The organism is Klebsiella sp. 10982, assembly GCF_048589245.1.
In the GTDB taxonomy this organism is placed as follows: domain Bacteria; phylum Pseudomonadota; class Gammaproteobacteria; order Enterobacterales; family Enterobacteriaceae; genus Klebsiella; species Klebsiella quasivariicola.
Genome location: NZ_JBMAXV010000003.1, coordinates 1 through 16,798, shown reverse-complemented (window position 1 = coordinate 16,798; position 16,798 = coordinate 1). Strand labels below are relative to the sequence as shown.

Annotated in this window: 11 protein-coding genes and 4 pseudogenes; 6 read left to right on the top strand and 9 right to left on the bottom strand. The window is 49.7% G+C overall.

Going from position 1 to position 16,798, the window contains the following annotated elements; translation table 11 throughout:
- The first annotated feature begins 241 nt into the window (after nt 1-241).
- Nucleotides 242-415, top strand: coding sequence for a YfgG family protein (locus ACKLKD_RS03170; protein WP_025711502.1), 174 nt, complete (start codon nt 242-244; stop codon nt 413-415).
- 89 nt (nt 416-504) lie between these two features.
- On the opposite strand, the pseudogene ACKLKD_RS03165 reads toward ACKLKD_RS03170, so the two are convergent.
- Nucleotides 505-588: pseudogene (locus tag ACKLKD_RS03165) on the bottom strand (LysR family transcriptional regulator); the annotation flags it as partial.
- Between the two features lie 574 nt (nt 589-1,162).
- On the opposite strand from ACKLKD_RS03165, the gene ACKLKD_RS03160 reads away from it, so the two are divergent.
- From ACKLKD_RS03160 to ACKLKD_RS03145, 4 genes and pseudogenes are all read left to right on the top strand, one after another.
- Complete coding sequence (locus ACKLKD_RS03160) at nt 1,163-2,341, top strand: anaerobic sulfatase maturase (protein WP_025711503.1); 1,179 nt, start codon at nt 1,163-1,165, stop codon at nt 2,339-2,341.
- Entirely contained in the window at nt 2,325-4,193 is a 1,869-nt protein-coding gene (locus tag ACKLKD_RS03155) for a sulfatase-like hydrolase/transferase (protein ID WP_025711504.1), read from the top strand. Before ACKLKD_RS03160 ends, ACKLKD_RS03155 begins: the two co-directional genes overlap by 17 nt.
- A gap of 216 nt (nt 4,194-4,409) precedes the next feature.
- A pseudogene (locus tag ACKLKD_RS03150) lies at nt 4,410-5,518 on the top strand (IS3 family transposase); the annotation flags it as partial.
- A gap of 82 nt (nt 5,519-5,600) precedes the next feature.
- Nucleotides 5,601-7,130 carry a P-loop ATPase, Sll1717 family gene (locus ACKLKD_RS03145; RefSeq protein WP_025711506.1) on the top strand — a complete coding sequence of 510 codons (1,530 nt, stop codon included), beginning with the start codon at nt 5,601-5,603 and terminating at the stop codon, nt 7,128-7,130.
- 160 nt (nt 7,131-7,290) lie between these two features.
- Here ACKLKD_RS03145 and ACKLKD_RS03140 read toward each other — a convergent pair.
- The 3 genes and pseudogenes from ACKLKD_RS03140 to guaB all read right to left on the bottom strand — a co-directional run.
- Nucleotides 7,291-7,629 (bottom strand): annotated as a pseudogene (locus tag ACKLKD_RS03140) (Arm DNA-binding domain-containing protein); the annotation flags it as partial.
- A 307-nt stretch (nt 7,630-7,936) separates the two neighbouring features.
- Complete coding sequence (guaA, locus tag ACKLKD_RS03135) at nt 7,937-9,514, bottom strand: glutamine-hydrolyzing GMP synthase (RefSeq protein ID WP_087805109.1); 1,578 nt, start codon at nt 9,512-9,514, stop codon at nt 7,937-7,939.
- Nucleotides 9,515-9,581: 67 nt separating this feature from the next.
- Nucleotides 9,582-11,048, bottom strand: coding sequence for an IMP dehydrogenase (gene guaB / locus ACKLKD_RS03130; protein ID WP_004151980.1), 1,467 nt, complete (start codon nt 11,046-11,048; stop codon nt 9,582-9,584).
- 158 nt (nt 11,049-11,206) lie between these two features.
- Between guaB and xseA the strand changes: the two genes are divergently transcribed.
- A complete protein-coding gene (xseA, locus tag ACKLKD_RS03125) occupies nt 11,207-12,598 on the top strand; it encodes an exodeoxyribonuclease VII large subunit (RefSeq protein WP_025711702.1) in 1,392 nt (463 codons plus the stop codon).
- Here the strand turns inward: xseA and ACKLKD_RS03120 are convergent.
- From ACKLKD_RS03120 to ACKLKD_RS03100, 5 genes and pseudogenes are all read right to left on the bottom strand, one after another.
- Nucleotides 12,582-12,800 carry a zinc ribbon domain-containing protein gene (locus tag ACKLKD_RS03120; protein ID WP_004144303.1) on the bottom strand — a complete coding sequence of 73 codons (219 nt, stop codon included), beginning with the start codon at nt 12,798-12,800 and terminating at the stop codon, nt 12,582-12,584. The two genes, xseA and ACKLKD_RS03120, sit on opposite strands and share 17 nt — an antisense overlap.
- A gap of 49 nt (nt 12,801-12,849) precedes the next feature.
- The gene (locus tag ACKLKD_RS03115; protein ID WP_025711701.1) at nt 12,850-13,929 is read right to left on the bottom strand and encodes a Gfo/Idh/MocA family oxidoreductase; all 1,080 of its coding nucleotides are present in this window, start codon (nt 13,927-13,929) and stop codon (nt 12,850-12,852) included.
- A gap of 183 nt (nt 13,930-14,112) precedes the next feature.
- Entirely contained in the window at nt 14,113-14,592 is a 480-nt protein-coding gene (locus ACKLKD_RS03110) for an Hcp family type VI secretion system effector (protein WP_020317242.1), read from the bottom strand.
- Between the two features lie 221 nt (nt 14,593-14,813).
- Entirely contained in the window at nt 14,814-15,506 is a 693-nt protein-coding gene (locus ACKLKD_RS03105) for a hypothetical protein (protein ID WP_080896830.1), read from the bottom strand.
- A 930-nt stretch (nt 15,507-16,436) separates the two neighbouring features.
- Nucleotides 16,437-16,667 (bottom strand): annotated as a pseudogene (locus ACKLKD_RS03100) (KilA-N domain-containing protein); the annotation flags it as partial.
- Nucleotides 16,668-16,798 lie beyond the last annotated feature (131 nt).

The window sequence follows — 16,798 nt, the reverse complement described above, 5'->3', positions numbered from 1 at the left end:
AGTTGATATAAATCAACAAATATCGACACCAACATTAATAAAACTTATTTTTACCTCGTTTCACGGCTAATAAAGTGAGCATGTAAATACGATGATTATCTTATATAACATTAATTAATGTTTTCACTGCGGCACTTTTACATCTGCATCAATTGACCCCACCTCGTTCCTGTGCCTTAATACCCCCATCGCCCATCTTCGGGTATACTTCAAGGAACCTTTTGTGAGTCAGGCACCCAGTATGCGCAAACGACATCGATTTAACCGTCGCATGACCCGTATCGTACTGCTTATCAGCTTTCTCTTCTTCTTTGGACGTTTTGTCTACTCCTCCATCGGCGCCTGGTACCATCATCAGGATAAAAAAGCCTCGCAGGAGTCAACGCTTACCGTCGAGCCCACTGCCCGCGAGTAGCCCTTCATCTGAGACGGAAAGCGTCCTCCGCAGACTGAGCCCATTTTCAATGCAACATCTCTGTTGAGGTCTGTTTTGCCACCCGCGATTCATACGCGAACGGCCTGCAGCAGGCGTAGTAATGCCACGATACCTTTTGTCACGATTTTGTCCTGACGCATGACGATCGCCAGCTATCGAAACCGCCGCGGCACAGGCAGGGTAACCAACCCGAGCCAGAGCTGGTTCACCTCCACCGCCCGGATGCTATCCAGCATATTGCCGGTCGTCCCCCTCACGTTCACCGCCGGTCTGTAAAAACGGCTCCAGCTGAAGCACCTGCAGGCTGCCGGTGACTGGCACGGGTGCATGGAGCGAGTAACGTGCAGGCCGAACGTGTTGAAAAATAGTCAACAACGGCCACTGACCAATCGATAATAAAAAACGGGTTGCCAGAACAAGAAATGACACATTCACAGTGCACCGTGATATCTCCGCCTGCGCGTTTAGCGATATGGCATAAATTCATTCACCATGCAAATTACTCACCATGATAATATTCATAATAATCATTAATAACGGCGATCGATTCGCTGAAATATAAGCATTTACCCTCGCATCGCGAAAAATAACGATACCTACTGTATTTTTCGCTTGCATAATGAACCCAAAAATAAAGCCAGTTGCCATCGGTAACAATAACCACACCTCCGGAAACACTATTAGCTTTACTCTTTCTTCGTCGAAAACGTACGAGCATAGCAAAGAATGGGCGCTAATTTTAATACCGTAGCAAAACCCGGTGGCAACAGATGTAATCTGGCCTGTCGGTATTGTTTCTATCTGGAAAACGAGGTCCCCCGTCCCGGGGATACCGCCATGGACGACCGCACGCTGGAGGCGTACATTCACAACACCATTTTATCAACCCCAGCAGAAAACGTGGAGTTCTGCTGGCAGGGCGGCGAACCCACTCTATGCGGTCTGGATTTTTTTGAAAAAGTGGTTAACCTCCAGCAGCGTTATCGCGGTAACAAAACTATCGCTAATAGCCTGCAAACAAACGGCATCTTGCTGAACGATAAATGGGCTCGCTTTTTGCGCCGCCACGGATTTCTGGTCGGATTATCCATTGACGGCCCTGCGTCTCTCCACGACACCTGGCGTACGACACGCTGCGGAAAACCCTCCTGGACAAGAGTCGTGCAGGCCATAGATTGCCTGCAGCGGCATAACGTCCCGATTAATGCCATGGTAGTGGTCAGTCGTTCGTCGGAAAGCCAGGGAAAAAGCCTCTATCGCTGCCTGAGTCGTGAACTACATCTCCATCATCTACAGTTTATTCCTCTCGTAGCCCCCTCTGCTCCCTGGTCAGTTACCCCTGCGGGTTGGGGCAAATTTCTGAGCAGTGTTTTCGACGACTGGCTGGAAAATGATGTCGGCAAGGTATTTATCCAGTATTTCGATAATCTGCTCGGCGTGTGGGCCGGCCAGCCCGCCACGCTCTGTACGATGCAACCTGTATGCGGGCAGAGTTTACTGGTGGAGCAAAACGGCGATGTGTACAGCTGCGATCACTTTGTTTCTGCGGAATATAAGCTGGGTAATCTGAAGCAGGATGCGATGGCGGCGATGGCGAACTCGCCATTTCAGCAACAGTTCGGGAAGCGAAAAGCCCAACTCTCTGCCCGCTGTCAGGGCTGTCACTGGCGCTTTGCCTGTCACGGGGGATGCCCTAAACACCGTATTTTGACGCATGACGACGAGGCGCAGAACTTTCTGTGTCACGGTTATTTAACTTTTTTCCGCCATATCACGCCCTATATGAATGTCATGAGAAGGCTTTTATTAAATTGCCAACCGCCCAACCTCATTATGAGTCTTATCCCGGAGATTCGGCAAAATATATTAAAATTAACGGAGTCTGAAGATGAAAGAACCAAATAAAATAGATGGAAATCGCCGCGATCTCCTCAAAGGTTTGGGGATTGCTGCTGTCGTTAGCCTGTTACCAGAAACGGGAAGCGCCAGGCAAAATAATACCGCCCCGAAAGCGGAATGGGATATTCCTTTCACCGGCGAGATCCCAGACACAATGCCCGAAGGCTACAATATTTTATTGATAACCTGCGATCAGGAACGTTATTTCGATCGGTATCCCTTTCCGGTGCCAGGCCGGGAGCGCTTGATGAAAACCGGCATAACCTTTACCCACCATCAGAATACCGCTAACGTTTGTACACCATCGCGCTCTGTCATGTACACCGGCCTGCATATGCCGCACACCAGGATGTTCGATAATCTTGGCTTCCCGTGGATGAATTACGATCTGGATCCTGAATTACGCACGGTGGGCCACATGATGCGTGAGCTGGGTTATTACACCGCGTATAAAGGGAAATGGCATCTTACCCGGGAGATCGATCAGCCAGTCGCCGGTCAATCGGTAGAAGAAATGGACCTGGGCGATATCCCGACGCCGCGACTGCATCAAATTATGGAAAAGTATGGTTTCTCTGATTATCACGGCATTGGCGATGTGATTGGTAAAAGTAAGGGCGGCTATTTCTTTGACTCAGTCACCACGGGGCAGACCATTAGTTGGCTACGTAACACTGGCCGCCCGCTGAATGATGAAAATAAGCCCTGGTTCGCGGCAGTAAACCTGGTTAACCCCCACGATGTGATGTTTATCGACACCGATGAGCATGGCGAGCAGGTGCAGTGGAAAGGCCCAATGGATAAAGAAAACCACACCCTGCTGCCAACCCAACCCCCACACAACCAAATCTATCAGCAAAGCTGGCCAGACTATCCGCTGCCTGCGAATCGCCATCAACCCCTGGACGAGCCAGGCAGACCTGCCGCCCATAAAGAGTACCAGAATGCCAGGGCGGTGATGGAGGGACAGTTCCCGGATGAAGACCGGCGCTGGCGCAAATTACTGGATTATTATTTCAACTGTATTCGCGATAACGACCAGCATCTTGAGGCGATCCTCAATGAACTTGATAATCTTCAACTGACGCAAAATACCATCATCGTCTTTACCGCCGACCATGGGGAACTCGGAGGCTCTCATCAGATGCATGGTAAAGGTTCCTCGGTGTATAAAGAGCAGATCCATGTGCCAATGATCATCCGCCATCCGGCGTATCCGGGAAATATCCGCTGCAATAGTTTAACTAATCATCTGGATTTAGTACCGACACTGATTGGCCTGACTGGACGCGATCGCTCGCTGCGAGAGAAAGTGCTGGAGGGCAGAAAAGGCCGGGATATGAGCCCCTTACTGGCGCATCCTGAGCAAGCGGGCTTAAATGCGCTGCGTCCGGGTTCGCTTTATTGTTACGGCATGATCCTGTATATGGATGCACAATACACGGCAAAATTCAGAAAGCTGGCTGGAGAAAAGCTGCCGCACGATCAATTTAAAAAAGCGATCGCGTCACTCCATCCTGATTTTTCCCATCGCTCAGGGATCAGGATGATCAACGATGGACACTATAAATTTGCCCGCTACTTTTCGCTAAAGCAGCATCATATTCCTGCTACCCTGGCTGAGCTGCTGGAGAATAATGATGTTGAACTTTTCGATCTGGTTAACGACCCCGAAGAAAATCATAACCTCGCCAGAGAGCCAGAGAAGTACCGGGATCTGTTAATGAGAATGAACGATAAACTCAATCAACTCATTGCCGCAGAGATTGGCGAAGATGATGGCAGCTATATGCCCCCCTTTGAAGGCGGCCAGTGGGATCTGACGGCGGCCCAGATGCATCAATATATGCGCGATTAGCGCACGCCGCTCAGCAGAAATCAGGTGATGTAGTCGATAAAAAAACCCTCTGTAGAGACAGAGGGTTTCGTTTCATTCAGCTAACGCCGGGAATTATTCACATTCTATTACTAACTTGTAAGTATCCCGCATAATCGTGCCATTCATATTTAGAGATCATCCGGCATAATCAATCTGCCAACGAAGGAGATCGCTATCGTCAATGCCTGATAAGCGGTTGAAGTCGGAAGAATCGTTAAACATGTCTGCCAAGAGGCCGGTATATCTGAAGCCACCTTGTACAACTGGAAGTCCAGATACGGTGGCATGGAAGCTTCTGAAATTAAAAAAATCAAGGATCTTGAGGACGAGAATCGTCATCTCAAACAGATATTTGCCGACCTAAGCCTGGAGAACCGGGCACTGAAAGACGTTATCGAAAAAAGCTTTAAAACCAGCCTTTAAGCGTGAGCTGTTCACTCATCTCGTAACGACGTTCGGACTCAATATTCGTCAGGCCTGCCGGAGTCTCAATCTAAGCAGAACGGCTTACCATTACCACCCGGATACCACGCGTGATGAACCCATTATTGCCGCCCTGCAGGCAGCGGCTGAGCAATACCCACGATACAGTTTTCCGAAGCTTTACCAGGTTCTGCTACGGCAGGGATACCCGCGGAATCACAAAAGGCTTTACTGTATTTACTGTCTGCTGAAGCTGATTTTTGACGTAAGGGCAAACAACAGCTGCAGGTACGCAATCCCTCACCACTGGCTACGCCGAAAACGCTGAACCAGAGCTGGTCTGCCGATTTTATGCATGATGTGCTGACCTGTGGCCGTCGTTTTCGCACGTTCAATGTCGTTGATGACTTTAACCGTGAGGCGTTGTCGATTGAAATAGATCTGAATCTGCCATCTCCGCGAGTAGTCTGTGTGCTCGACATGATCGCGGAAAACCGCGGTTATCCGGTCATGCTGCGCATGGAAAATGGTCCGGAATTTATCTCTCTGGCGCTGGCTGAATGGACAGAGAAGCATACAGTAAACTAGAGCTTATCCAGCCGGGTAAGCCGAAACAAAACTCTTTCATTGAGCGTTTTAACAGGTCATATCGTAAAGAAATACTCGATTTTTATCTGTTCAGAACGCTGAATGAAGTACGTGAAATGACGGGAAAATGGTTATCAGAATACAACTGTGAGCGTCCGCATGAATCGCTGAACAGTATGACACTGGAGGAATACCGACAGCACTATAATTTGGCTGAAACTCAAAAAATGCACGGGACTAAAACGAGTCTATTTACATTGAGGCTTATTGGGTATATAAATCTTATTGAATAGAGAATAGGTTTGGAATACGCTTAAGCAATTCGCGACAGCAGTCCATTAGTAATGCGTTATACAAAAATATTAAGGAGTACCAGTGGTATTCAGTAAATTTGCAAAAAAGCAAAATGCGGCACTTTTTCTAGGTGCTCCAGAAGCAGAAGCAGAATCGCTGCCGACTTCTAAAGTATCATTATTTGATGTTTATGAAGATCATCACGATTTGTTCGGTGAACTGTCGAACGAAAAATTTATCGTTGTCGGTCGAAAAGGGTGTGGGAAAAGTGCATTTGCTGAGTATGCATACACCCTATCAAAAGGAGATGCAAATCTGTTCTGCTCTTTTATTCGACAAGATGTTGTCAATATGGAAACTCTTGTTCAAATAGGTGCTGTCGAAGGTAATGAGTCACATAGCAAAGAATATTTGTTCAAATGGTTAATCTATACACATATATTGAAATTATTCTTTGAAAATGAAGCATCCCAGGATGCAAAACAATTTGGATTATTAAAAGAATTTTTGAAGAAAAACTCTGGATATATTGATATTGATAAAGGCGAAATATTAGAGCTTGTCAAAAAACATAAATTTGAAGTCAGCATTGAGCAATTTAAGAGATTTTTTAAAGGGAAATATGGTCAGGATGTAGAAATAAAGGAATCCAGAGCTGCATATTATAAATTACTGCCTCATTTAGAAAGAGTTATAGTTTCCGTTTTACAATCACCTTTGAATGTGGAGAATGAAAATTCTTATGTCGTATTCTTTGATGACTTAGATATTGGGTTTAATGCAGAAAATAAAGACTCTGTAGATACAATTATAAATCTACTTAGAATATCCAAATATGTCAATAATAATATTTTCTCCAAAAATAACATTCCAGCCAAGGCAATTATTTTGATTCGTGATGATGTCGAAAGAATGCTATCCCCCTTGGGGGCAGATATTGCAAAATTGTTCTCTAGCTATGCAACTAGTCTAGATTGGTATCAAGAAGAATTCCTAAATAAAGACAAAGAGAATGAATTGGGTTTAAAAAAACTAATAGAGAAACGTGCAAAGAATGCATTTGTAAAATCATGTATTCCTATGAGTAAATCATCAGCATGGGAAAGTTTAGTAAGTGAAGAATTCGCACCAAAGTCTAGTTTTAAGTACATTTGTGATCATACATATTTCCGTCCTAGAGACTTAATATTATTTTTTAAACCGCTAGAAACCGGAAGATATGAGATACCATTAAATAAATATAGTGTAAATGGTTTGTTGGGTCAATATGCTTCGGAGTTAGTTAAAGAATTAAATAATGAACTATCTTCATTTTATAGCACAATACAAATACAAAATATTTTTGACTCATTAAAATTAATAGACAAGAAGTATAACTGCCAGTACGAGCAAGCTAAAGAAATCATAGAAGACAACTGCAATGAGATTGATTCTGAGCTTCTTTTAGAAGACTTGTTTAATAGATCCTTAATTGGGACAATCGATCGGGGTAATAACTTTGTGAAATTTAAACATAAAATTTCCAAGAAAGAGGTTGTTGAATATAGTATTGATAAAAATGCTTATATAATTGTTCATAGCGGTTTGAAAGTTTACTTACAGAACCGATGATTTTTGTATACCAAAGAATTTAAGAGCGATTGCGATTCCCAACGCTTGGCATTTTCGAGGGCGTTCAGAATTCTGTGTCACGTTAACATTACTATAGCGTCATCACATTATTCAGCCGCCCTTAAAAATAAATGGCTAACTGCGATAATGTCCAAATTCTAGCCATTTGATAACCGCATAACCATTTCTCAGCCCATGCACCAAAAGTCTCCGCATCTTTGATACGCGCTTTATCTCTGGCTTTTTCCCTCGCTGGCGATCTTCCACCGGCAACCATTTTTTTAGCTTCATTGAGCCGTTCACGCGCTTCTGCAAGCGTGATCCCTCCCACACCATAGCGGCCAAAAGTAACGGTCTCCTGTCTTCCGTTTATTGAATAGTTATAACGAAATGAGATCGTTCCAGCCGGAGTGACCGCAACATACAGACCATCACGGTCATTAACTTTATAGAGTTTCTCCTTCGGCTTAAGGTAACGCAGCCTGGTGTCAGTCAACATGGTTTATTGTTTTCCTTTATCAAAAAATACCATGTTGTAAAAAATTCAGAAAAGTTATTTAACTATCTGTTTTTAAATGATTTATAAAAAACAAATACCATAACTCAACCGAAATTTATCACATAGTACTTTTTCAAACCTGAATTCAAAACCAGAGAGTACCATCAAAAATTCCATTGAAAAAACCGTGCTTCCCATTGCTTACAGCTGCCAGAAAGTGCCAGACATAAAAACAAAAAAACCCGCAGTTACGCGGGCTTAGAGGTACTTTACTGCTTTTACGTGCAGGCTGTTGCCAGACGCAAAATCATTCCCACTCAATGGTTGCTGGCGGCTTGCCGCTGATGTCATACACCACGCGGGAGATACCGTTCACTTCATTGATGATGCGGTTAGAGACGCGGCCGAGGAAATCATACGGCAGGTGCGCCCAGTGCGCGGTCATAAAGTCGATGGTTTCCACCGCACGCAGGGAAACCACCCAGTCGTATTTACGGCCATCACCCATCACGCCGACGGAACGAACCGGCAGGAACACGGTAAACGCCTGGCTAACTTTGTTGTACAGGTCAGCTTTGTGCAGCTCTTCGATGAAAATAGCGTCCGCACGACACAGCAGGTCGCAGTACTCTTTCTTCACTTCGCCCAGCACACGCACGCCAAGGCCCGGGCCCGGGAACGGGTGACGGTAGAGCATGTCGTACGGCAGGCCCAGCTCCAGGCCGATCTTGCGCACTTCGTCTTTGAACAGCTCACGCAGCGGCTCAACCAGGCCCATCTTCATCTCTTTCGGCAGGCCGCCCACGTTGTGGTGAGATTTGATGACGTGCGCTTTACCGGTGGCGGAAGCAGCAGATTCGATAACGTCAGGGTAGATGGTACCCTGCGCCAGCCATTTGACGTCGTCCAGCTTCAGCGCTTCTTCGTCGAACACTTCCACGAAAACGCGACCGATAATTTTACGCTTCGCTTCCGGATCGCTTTCACCCGCCAGCGCATCGAGGAAGCGCTGCTCGCCTTCAACGTGAACAATGTTCAGGCCAAAGTGGTCGCCGAACATCTCCATCACCTGCTGCGCTTCGTTCAGGCGCAGCAGACCGTTGTCCACGAACACGCAGGTCAGGTTTTTGCCGATAGCGCGGTGCAGCAGCATCGCGGTAACGGAGGAGTCCACACCGCCGGAGAGGCCGAGGATCACTTTGTCGTCGCCAACCTGCTGGCGGATACGCTCAACGGCGTCGTCGATGATTTTAGCCGGGGTCCACAGGGCCTCACACTGGCAGATGTCGCGCACGAAGCGCTCCAGCATGCGCATCCCCTGACGGGTATGGGTCACTTCCGGGTGGAACTGCACGCCGTAGAAACGTTTTTCTTCGTTGGCCATAATGGCGAACGGGCAGTTGTCGGTGCTGGCGACGGTGACGAAGTCAGACGGGATGGCGGTGACTTTGTCGCCGTGGCTCATCCATACGTCCAGCAGCGGTTTGCCGTCTGCGGTCAGGGAGTCTTCGATACCGCGCACCAGCGCGCTGTCGTTAACCACTTCAACCTGCGCGTAGCCAAACTCACGCTCGTTTGAGCCTTCTACATGGCCGCCCAGCTGCATCGCCATGGTCTGCATACCGTAGCAGACGCCAAATACCGGCACACCGGCTTCGAACACATACTGCGGCGCGCGCGGGCTGTTCTCTTCGGTGGTGCTTTCCGGGCCGCCGGAAAGAATGATGCCGCTTGGATTAAATTCGCGGATCTGTGCTTCCGTGACATCCCATGCCCACAGCTCACAGTAGACGCCCAGCTCACGCACGCGACGCGCCACCAGCTGAGTATACTGAGACCCGAAGTCGAGGATGAGGATGCGATGTTTATGAATGTTTTCCGTCATTGACGCTAATTCCGAGGCAAGTGAAACAGAGTAAATAAATCGCCCGACGCGAGGTCGGGCGAAGAAATCAGGAGCCCAGACGGTAGTTCGGGGACTCTTTGGTGATGGTCACGTCGTGAACGTGGCTTTCCTGAATGCCCGCACCGCTGATGCGTACGAATTCAGCTTTGGTACGCAGCAGGTCAATGGTACCACAGCCGGTCAGGCCCATACAGGAGCGCAGGCCGCCCATCTGCTGGTGAATGATCTCTTTCAGGCGGCCTTTATAGGCCACGCGGCCTTCGATACCTTCCGGCACCAGTTTGTCAGCAGCGTTATCGCTCTGGAAGTAGCGGTCAGAGGAGCCTTTGGACATGGCGCCAAGGGAGCCCATTCCGCGGTAGGATTTGTAAGAACGGCCCTGGTAGAGTTCGATTTCACCCGGGGATTCTTCGGTACCTGCCAGCATAGAGCCGACCATCACCGCGGCCGCGCCGGCAGCGATGGCTTTGGCGATATCGCCGGAGAAACGGATACCGCCGTCAGCGATAACCGGAATACCGGTCCCTTCCAGTGCTTCCACCGCGTCGGAAACAGCGGTGATCTGCGGCACGCCCACACCGGTGACGATACGGGTCGTACAGATGGAGCCCGGGCCGATACCCACTTTCACCGCGCTGCAACCGGCTTCCGCCAGCGCGCGCGCGCCTGCACCGGTGGCCACGTTGCCGCCGATGATTTGCAGGTCCGGGTATTTCGCGCGGGTTTCACGAATGCGCTGCAGGACGCCTTCAGAATGACCGTGCGAGGAGTCGATCAGCAGAACGTCAACGCCCGCGGCCACCAGCGCGTCTACGCGCTCTTCGTTGCCGGCACCGGCGCCGACCGCCGCGCCTACGCGCAGACGGCCCTGCTCATCTTTACAGGCATTCGGTTTACGTTCTGCTTTCTGGAAATCTTTAACGGTGATCATGCCGCGCAGGTGGAAGCTCTCATCCACGACCAGCGCCTTCTCAACGCGTTTTTCATGCATCTTAGCGAAGACCACTTCGCGGCTTTCGCCTTCACGTACGGTAACCAGGCGCTCTTTCGGGGTCATATAGACGCTGACCGGCTGGTTCAAATCGGTGACGAAACGCACGTCGCGGCCAGTGATGATACCGACCAGCTCGTTCTCTTCGGTAACCACCGGGTAGCCGGCGAAGCCGTTACGCTCGGTCAGCTCTTTCACTTCACGCAGGGTGGTGGTTGGCAGAACGGTCTGCGGGTCGGTGACCACGCCGGACTCATGTTTCTTCACGCGACGAACTTCTTCCGCCTGGCGCTCGATGGACATGTTTTTGTGAATAAAGCCGATGCCGCCTTCCTGTGCCAGGGCAATAGCCAGACGCGCTTCCGTTACGGTATCCATGGCTGCAGAGAGCATAGGAATATTCAGACGAATGGTTTTCGTCAGCTGAGTGCTGAGATCGGCAGTATTCGGCAGAACGGTAGAATGAGCGGGAACGAGGAGGACGTCGTCAAACGTCAGGGCTTCTTTAGCGATACGTAGCATGGGCAATATCTCGACCAGGGTGGATAAATATTGCCGTGGCATTATACAGAGCGTAACCGATTGCATCTACCCTTTTTTGCAAATAATACTTGCCATCCCCTCTGAGCGCGTTACTATCGACTGAATAACCTGCTGATTTAAAGTTTGATCTTGCTCACATGTTACCCTCTCAATCCCCCGCAATTTTTACCGTAAGCCGCCTCAATCAGACGGTGCGTTTGCTGCTTGAGCGCGAAATGGGCCAGGTTTGGATCAGCGGCGAGATCTCTAACTTCAGCCAGCCCTCCTCCGGCCACTGGTACTTCACCTTAAAAGACGATAACGCCCAGGTGCGCTGCGCGATGTTCCGCAACAGCAACCGCCGGGTGACGTTTCGCCCACAGCACGGGCAGCAGGTGCTGGTTCGCGCCAACATCACCCTGTATGAGCCGCGCGGCGACTACCAGATTATCGTCGAAAGCATGCAGCCCGCCGGCGAAGGGTTGCTGCAGCAGAAGTATGAGCAGCTGAAAGCACAGTTAACGGCGGAAGGACTTTTCGAGCAAAAACATAAGCAGGCTCTCCCCTCCCCCGCCCACTGCGTCGGCGTCATCACCTCGAAAACCGGTGCCGCGCTGCATGATATTCTCCATGTCCTCAGGCGCCGCGATCCCGGGCTGCCGGTTATCATCTACCCAACCGCGGTCCAGGGTGACGACGCCCCCGGGCAGATTGTGCGCGCCATCGCGCTGGCCAACGCGCGCCAGGAATGTGACGTGCTGATTGTCGGGCGCGGCGGCGGCTCGCTGGAGGATCTGTGGAGTTTTAACGATGAGCGGGTGGCGCGGGCTATTTTCGCCAGCCAGATCCCCATCGTCAGCGCCGTCGGCCATGAAACCGACGTCACCATCGCTGATTTTGTTGCCGATCTGCGGGCACCGACCCCCTCTGCCGCCGCGGAGATCGTCAGTCGCAACCAGCAGGAGCTGCTGCGCCAGCTGCAGGCCGGGCAGCAGCGGCTGGAGATGGCGATGGACTATTTTCTCGCCAGTCGCCAGCGCCGCTTTACCCAGCTGTTCCATCGCCTGCAGCAGCAGCACCCGCAGCTACGGTTAGCCCGCCAGCAGACCGCCCTGGAACGCCTGCGTCAGCGGATGCGCATCGCCGTGGAGTCGCAGCTTAAGCGCGCCGAGCAGCAGCAAAAGCGCACCGTTCAGCGTCTGAATCACTACAACCCGCAGCCGCGGATCCATCGGGCGCAATCGCGGATCCAGCAGCTGGAATACCGGCTGGCGGAAAATATGCGTAGCCGCCTCAGCGAGCGGCGCGAACGATTTGGCAACGCGGTGACCCATCTGGAAGCAGTGAGTCCCTTAGCCACCCTGGCGCGCGGCTACAGCGTCACCTCAGTGAGGGACGGTACGGTGCTGAAGCAGACAAAACAGGTCAAAACCGGCGATCTGCTCACCACCCGCCTGAAAGACGGCTGGGTCGAAAGTGAAGTGAAGCAGATCGCGCCGGTGAAAAAAACGCGGGCCAGAAAGTCTTCATCCACTAAACCAGCGGAATAAATTCCACCCGTTTTTTCGAGATCAGGCCGTGCCCGTGCTGGCAAAAGTAATCCACCGCGCCGCACGCCTTGAGTACCTCCAGCGGCTGGTGGCATTCCGGGCAGCGGGCCTCAAGGGTAAATACCCTTTCGCACTGGGCGCAATGCGCGCTGCTGCCTTTGACATCTAACGGTGCGTGGCACAGAGGGCAATCAAGTTCCATAACCATTCCTTTCAACGTTTATCTGCACCTATTTTATCATGTTCCGGGTTTAATGCGGGCCGCGTAATTGCTGCTGTAGCCGGAGCAGGATTTCCACTTCCTCAAGCCTGCGCTGCGTCAGCCCGGCCACGCTGTCCGCCGCCCGGATAAACAGATTCTCCGCGCCGAGGATCTGCTCATCGAGACAATGTGCATAGATCGCCCCTGGCCGTATCCAGCGCTGGATCCGCTCGCCGTCGTGAAGCGTCACCACTTCGCCCTCAGGGGAGCGGTCGAGAGTGAGGATTCGCTCGTCTCGCAGCCCTATCCGCATTCCCTTTTGCCCGCCCGCGGGGCCCGCGTATTTGTTGAGCCAGATATTGAGCGGGATAGTGCCCAGGGTTCCCTGCAGATGCGCCTGCCCCTCTGCGGTGACCGTATCTCCAGGGGCAATGTCATGGCCGAGGCGGTCTTTCGCCACCCGAAGGGAAAGGCTCAGCGTCGTATCGCCTCCGCTGGCATGCAGGGTTTCGCGGAGCATCGCCAGGACATGGGTGCCGATATCGAGGATCACCCCATCAGGGTGACGCAGCTGCCGGGTATCCAGCTCCCCGGTGGCAAAATTAAGCGCGACCGGTTCTCCGGCAGCGTTAAAGCCGCTTGGCTCCTGTAAATAACCTTCGAGCCAGACGATATCCTGCGCAGAGAGGTTCGGCGGTGGCAGACGGCTGGCCTCCCCTTCCGCCCGCCACCGCGGGCCAGGAGCGTTCAGCGCTAAGCCACGCGCCATCCAGTGGTCGAGGGCCAGCACCCGGTCGGCCTCCCCAGCCGACGCCAGCAGCGCCCGCAGTCGGGCGGCCTGCTCAAGGTTGGCCACGATCGGCTTTTCCACCACGATACGGGAGATGCCGCTGGCTAATGCTCTTTCCAGCACGGGCAGGTGCTGGAGTGATGAGGTAGTGATGAAAAGCGTCTCCAGGGGTTTGGCCAGCAGCGCTGACAGTGAACTGCAGCGCTGGATCCCCGGCAGCGCTCTGCTGCTGTCGAGGTCATAACCCCAGCAGTTGTCGACGGCGTATCCCAGGCGGCGCAGCGCCGGTAAATAGGCGGTTTCCACCACCGCGCCGAGGCCGATAAAACCAATTTGCATAGTAAGTCCACCTTTGAGCCGCTCTGTTCCCGGCGAAGTATCGCGGGATTATGGCTGAAGGTTTTGACATTTACCGGCATGGCGGCCACAAAAAACCCGCCAATATGAATTTCAATTTTGAAATAATGTATAAAATTGTACCTACTACGAGATACCTGGCATTTTTGCGTGAAAATAATGGAGTCATGCACAACAACGGTCATTCCATGAGTCGCGGTAGTAAATATTTCCGTCCATGTATTTCCAGGTGATCGCCTCATAACGCATCTCGAGCGTTTCCAGGTGGGTACTGCTCATACCAGTAGGTGATAAATACGGCGCAACCGTAGTGACTTTGACGTTCTCCAGGATGATGTTGAAATACTCAGCCTCAATGCCCGCCTCCAGAATGCGGTACATCTTTATAATCGCCTTCTTCATCGGGCGCCCCTCACACACGGCACGATACAAAAGCGGTGTTGTCTGATCGAATTCCTTCACTATCGACACAGGACGATGTATACGCGTACCTGTCAGTTTTCCCCAGCTTGGATCAACTGGAATAGTAATACCATGAGAGAATGATTTTAACTCAATAGATCCAAGACGCGTTGGCATCATGCAGCTTCCAATGATCGGAGAACCGTTTTCATCTTCAAGCCATAAATGTGCGGGAGTAGACATACAATTTCCTTATCATAAATAACGTTAGAATTACCATTTCACATAGCGCCCAAAGATAATAATCATAAGTACAGCGAATATACCAACAGGCCAAACCGGCCCCTCAGGGAAAATTTGAAAAAAAACCACTGCAAATATGACAATGCAAAGCGGTGGGGCATACAGCGAAATTAATTGCTGGAACAACCACAAAAGCGCTCTTTTAATAAATGACATCATCACTACCTAATCATTCTTTCGATGATATTAGCGATCTCTGCATCTGAGGCCCATTGAGCTTTAAAAGCGTCGGCATGTTCAAATAACGGCGCCACCAGAAAATACATCATTTCAAGTTCTTGTTCGTATAGTATAGAAAAGAATGCAGGATAACAGATTCGGAGACGCTCAGCGCTATCTGCAGCCTTCTGCACAACACCATACACGCCAGCCACTGTAACGGCGACCCCCGCAGAACGCCCAGCAAGCGCTCCCATATCTAGGCTTAGTTTCATGCCTACCGAAACACAGGTAGCCGTAGCTAAAACAAATCCAGATTTGGTTAGAGAGTCTGCAGCGATATGAATGTTAACAGCCATCAGAATTCTTTTAATATGCTCTAACTGCTCTGTTGTTTTGTGCCTAAATATTTCTTCAAAATATATTTGAAGCATTTCATATACAATATCATTACGCTGTAAAAGATGGTAGATACCTTTAGCAAATCTAACATCCTCATTCTTCTGCTTTTTACATACATCCTGATACTCATCAGTAAAACAGGATGTATAATACAGGGCCCGAGTTACGCCAGCGCCTATTGTTTTAACCTGACTGGAAACCCGTTGTTCTATGCCTGAAACAGCGCGTTCAAGTTTTATTGCGAGAATTTTATTGGCCTGTAAATAGCTGATGACGACATTGTTGTAATACATTATCACTCCTTGCTGATTAATTTCACCATCCTGTGAAAAAACCTAACTTACCATAATACTCAGCCATAAAGTAGACTCTCCAGTTTCTCCCGCATTACAGGAAATCGGCACCGTGGAATTCCCCCAACATATCCAGATGCGTTTTCTCTCTTATCATTGCGATAACTTTCTACGTATATATTATCAAAGCGTACTCAAACAATTGCTTGAGCAAGCGAAGCTAACAAATGAGAAATTTCATAGGTACGTGCAGATATACATGCCAAACATGCGCGTTGATGCGTCGTTACGATCGCCCTTAATAAAAAAAGCCCGGCAGATGCGGGCTTTGAAGGATTCATGTTGGTGAGTAAATCTTGCTGATAGCTTATTTGCTTTTCTTGATGTGAAAGAAAATAAACCACATAACCATATTGATTTATATAGATATATATAATTTTATTTCGATTTTGTGTACACCCATGTGTACATCATTTCTGAAGGTGCTCGCTTCTTTCTCTCAAACCCTTCATAACCGAAATTAAAAACGTGGGCATGCCCTCACCGCTCAAACCTGACCACCACTCTCGCTGATTGCTGTACGGCCAAAAATCTCATAAAGAATTCCGCACGGAAAATTTCTCTATATACATGCAAAATGTGTTGGTTCGGTTGGTTCAGTTGCCTCAAAACGTAAAGGCCATTGTTTTATTTGATTATTTTTCAAAAAAGTGAACCAACACCATCCGATTTTGAACCAACATTTAGCTGAGTGAACCAACATCAGCCGCGAAAATGACGTTGCGTACAGGCAGGTTTCGCGTTCTGGATAGAAGTAACAAGGCAGCTTTCTCCCCGTGCTATCTGAGTAGTGAGCGAAAAATTTCGCTGAGTGTATTTCACCTAATACCAACGGCGTTTTAGCATAGATATGCTTGTGCTCAATCTCGATGAGATCCATCCGGCGTATTCGATAGCCAGCAGTTCATGGGCGAACGTGCCGCCGTTTCTTCCTTCATCTGAAACTATGCAAATCTGCACAGTTTCTTTTTCCAGTTCGGCGAGCAAAGATTTTGCGGTTTGAGTACGCAACCACTGGGCAGGTGCTTTGTTAGTGCCAAGACCACTCGCCTTATGCAGCGCATTCAGGTTGAAGCGTCCGGCAGTAGCCTTTTCCCCCAATGAGGGGAAAGCATCATTGCTTACGAGCCCAGTTAAACATGACAGAAGAGACAAAGAGTTAGTGTTGAACAGTAAATGGATAATATCTGGACGATTGAATATACATCGGCACATAACCAGGAGTAATCCTC

Coding starts and splice junctions, on each gene's coding strand:
- ACKLKD_RS03170 (WP_025711502.1), top strand. CDS start 242: ATGCGCAAACGACATCGATTTAACCGTCGCATGACCCGTATCGTACTG.
- ACKLKD_RS03160 (WP_025711503.1), top strand. CDS start 1,163: ATGGGCGCTAATTTTAATACCGTAGCAAAACCCGGTGGCAACAGATGT.
- ACKLKD_RS03155 (WP_025711504.1), top strand. CDS start 2,325: ATGAAAGAACCAAATAAAATAGATGGAAATCGCCGCGATCTCCTCAAA.
- guaA (WP_087805109.1), bottom strand. CDS start 9,514: ATGACGGAAAACATTCATAAACATCGCATCCTCATCCTCGACTTCGGG.
- guaB (WP_004151980.1), bottom strand. CDS start 11,048: ATGCTACGTATCGCTAAAGAAGCCCTGACGTTTGACGACGTCCTCCTC.
- xseA (WP_025711702.1), top strand. CDS start 11,207: ATGTTACCCTCTCAATCCCCCGCAATTTTTACCGTAAGCCGCCTCAAT.
- ACKLKD_RS03120 (WP_004144303.1), bottom strand. CDS start 12,800: ATGGAACTTGATTGCCCTCTGTGCCACGCACCGTTAGATGTCAAAGGC.
- ACKLKD_RS03115 (WP_025711701.1), bottom strand. CDS start 13,929: ATGCAAATTGGTTTTATCGGCCTCGGCGCGGTGGTGGAAACCGCCTAT.
- ACKLKD_RS03110 (WP_020317242.1), bottom strand. CDS start 14,592: ATGTCTACTCCCGCACATTTATGGCTTGAAGATGAAAACGGTTCTCCG.
- ACKLKD_RS03105 (WP_080896830.1), bottom strand. CDS start 15,506: ATGTATTACAACAATGTCGTCATCAGCTATTTACAGGCCAATAAAATT.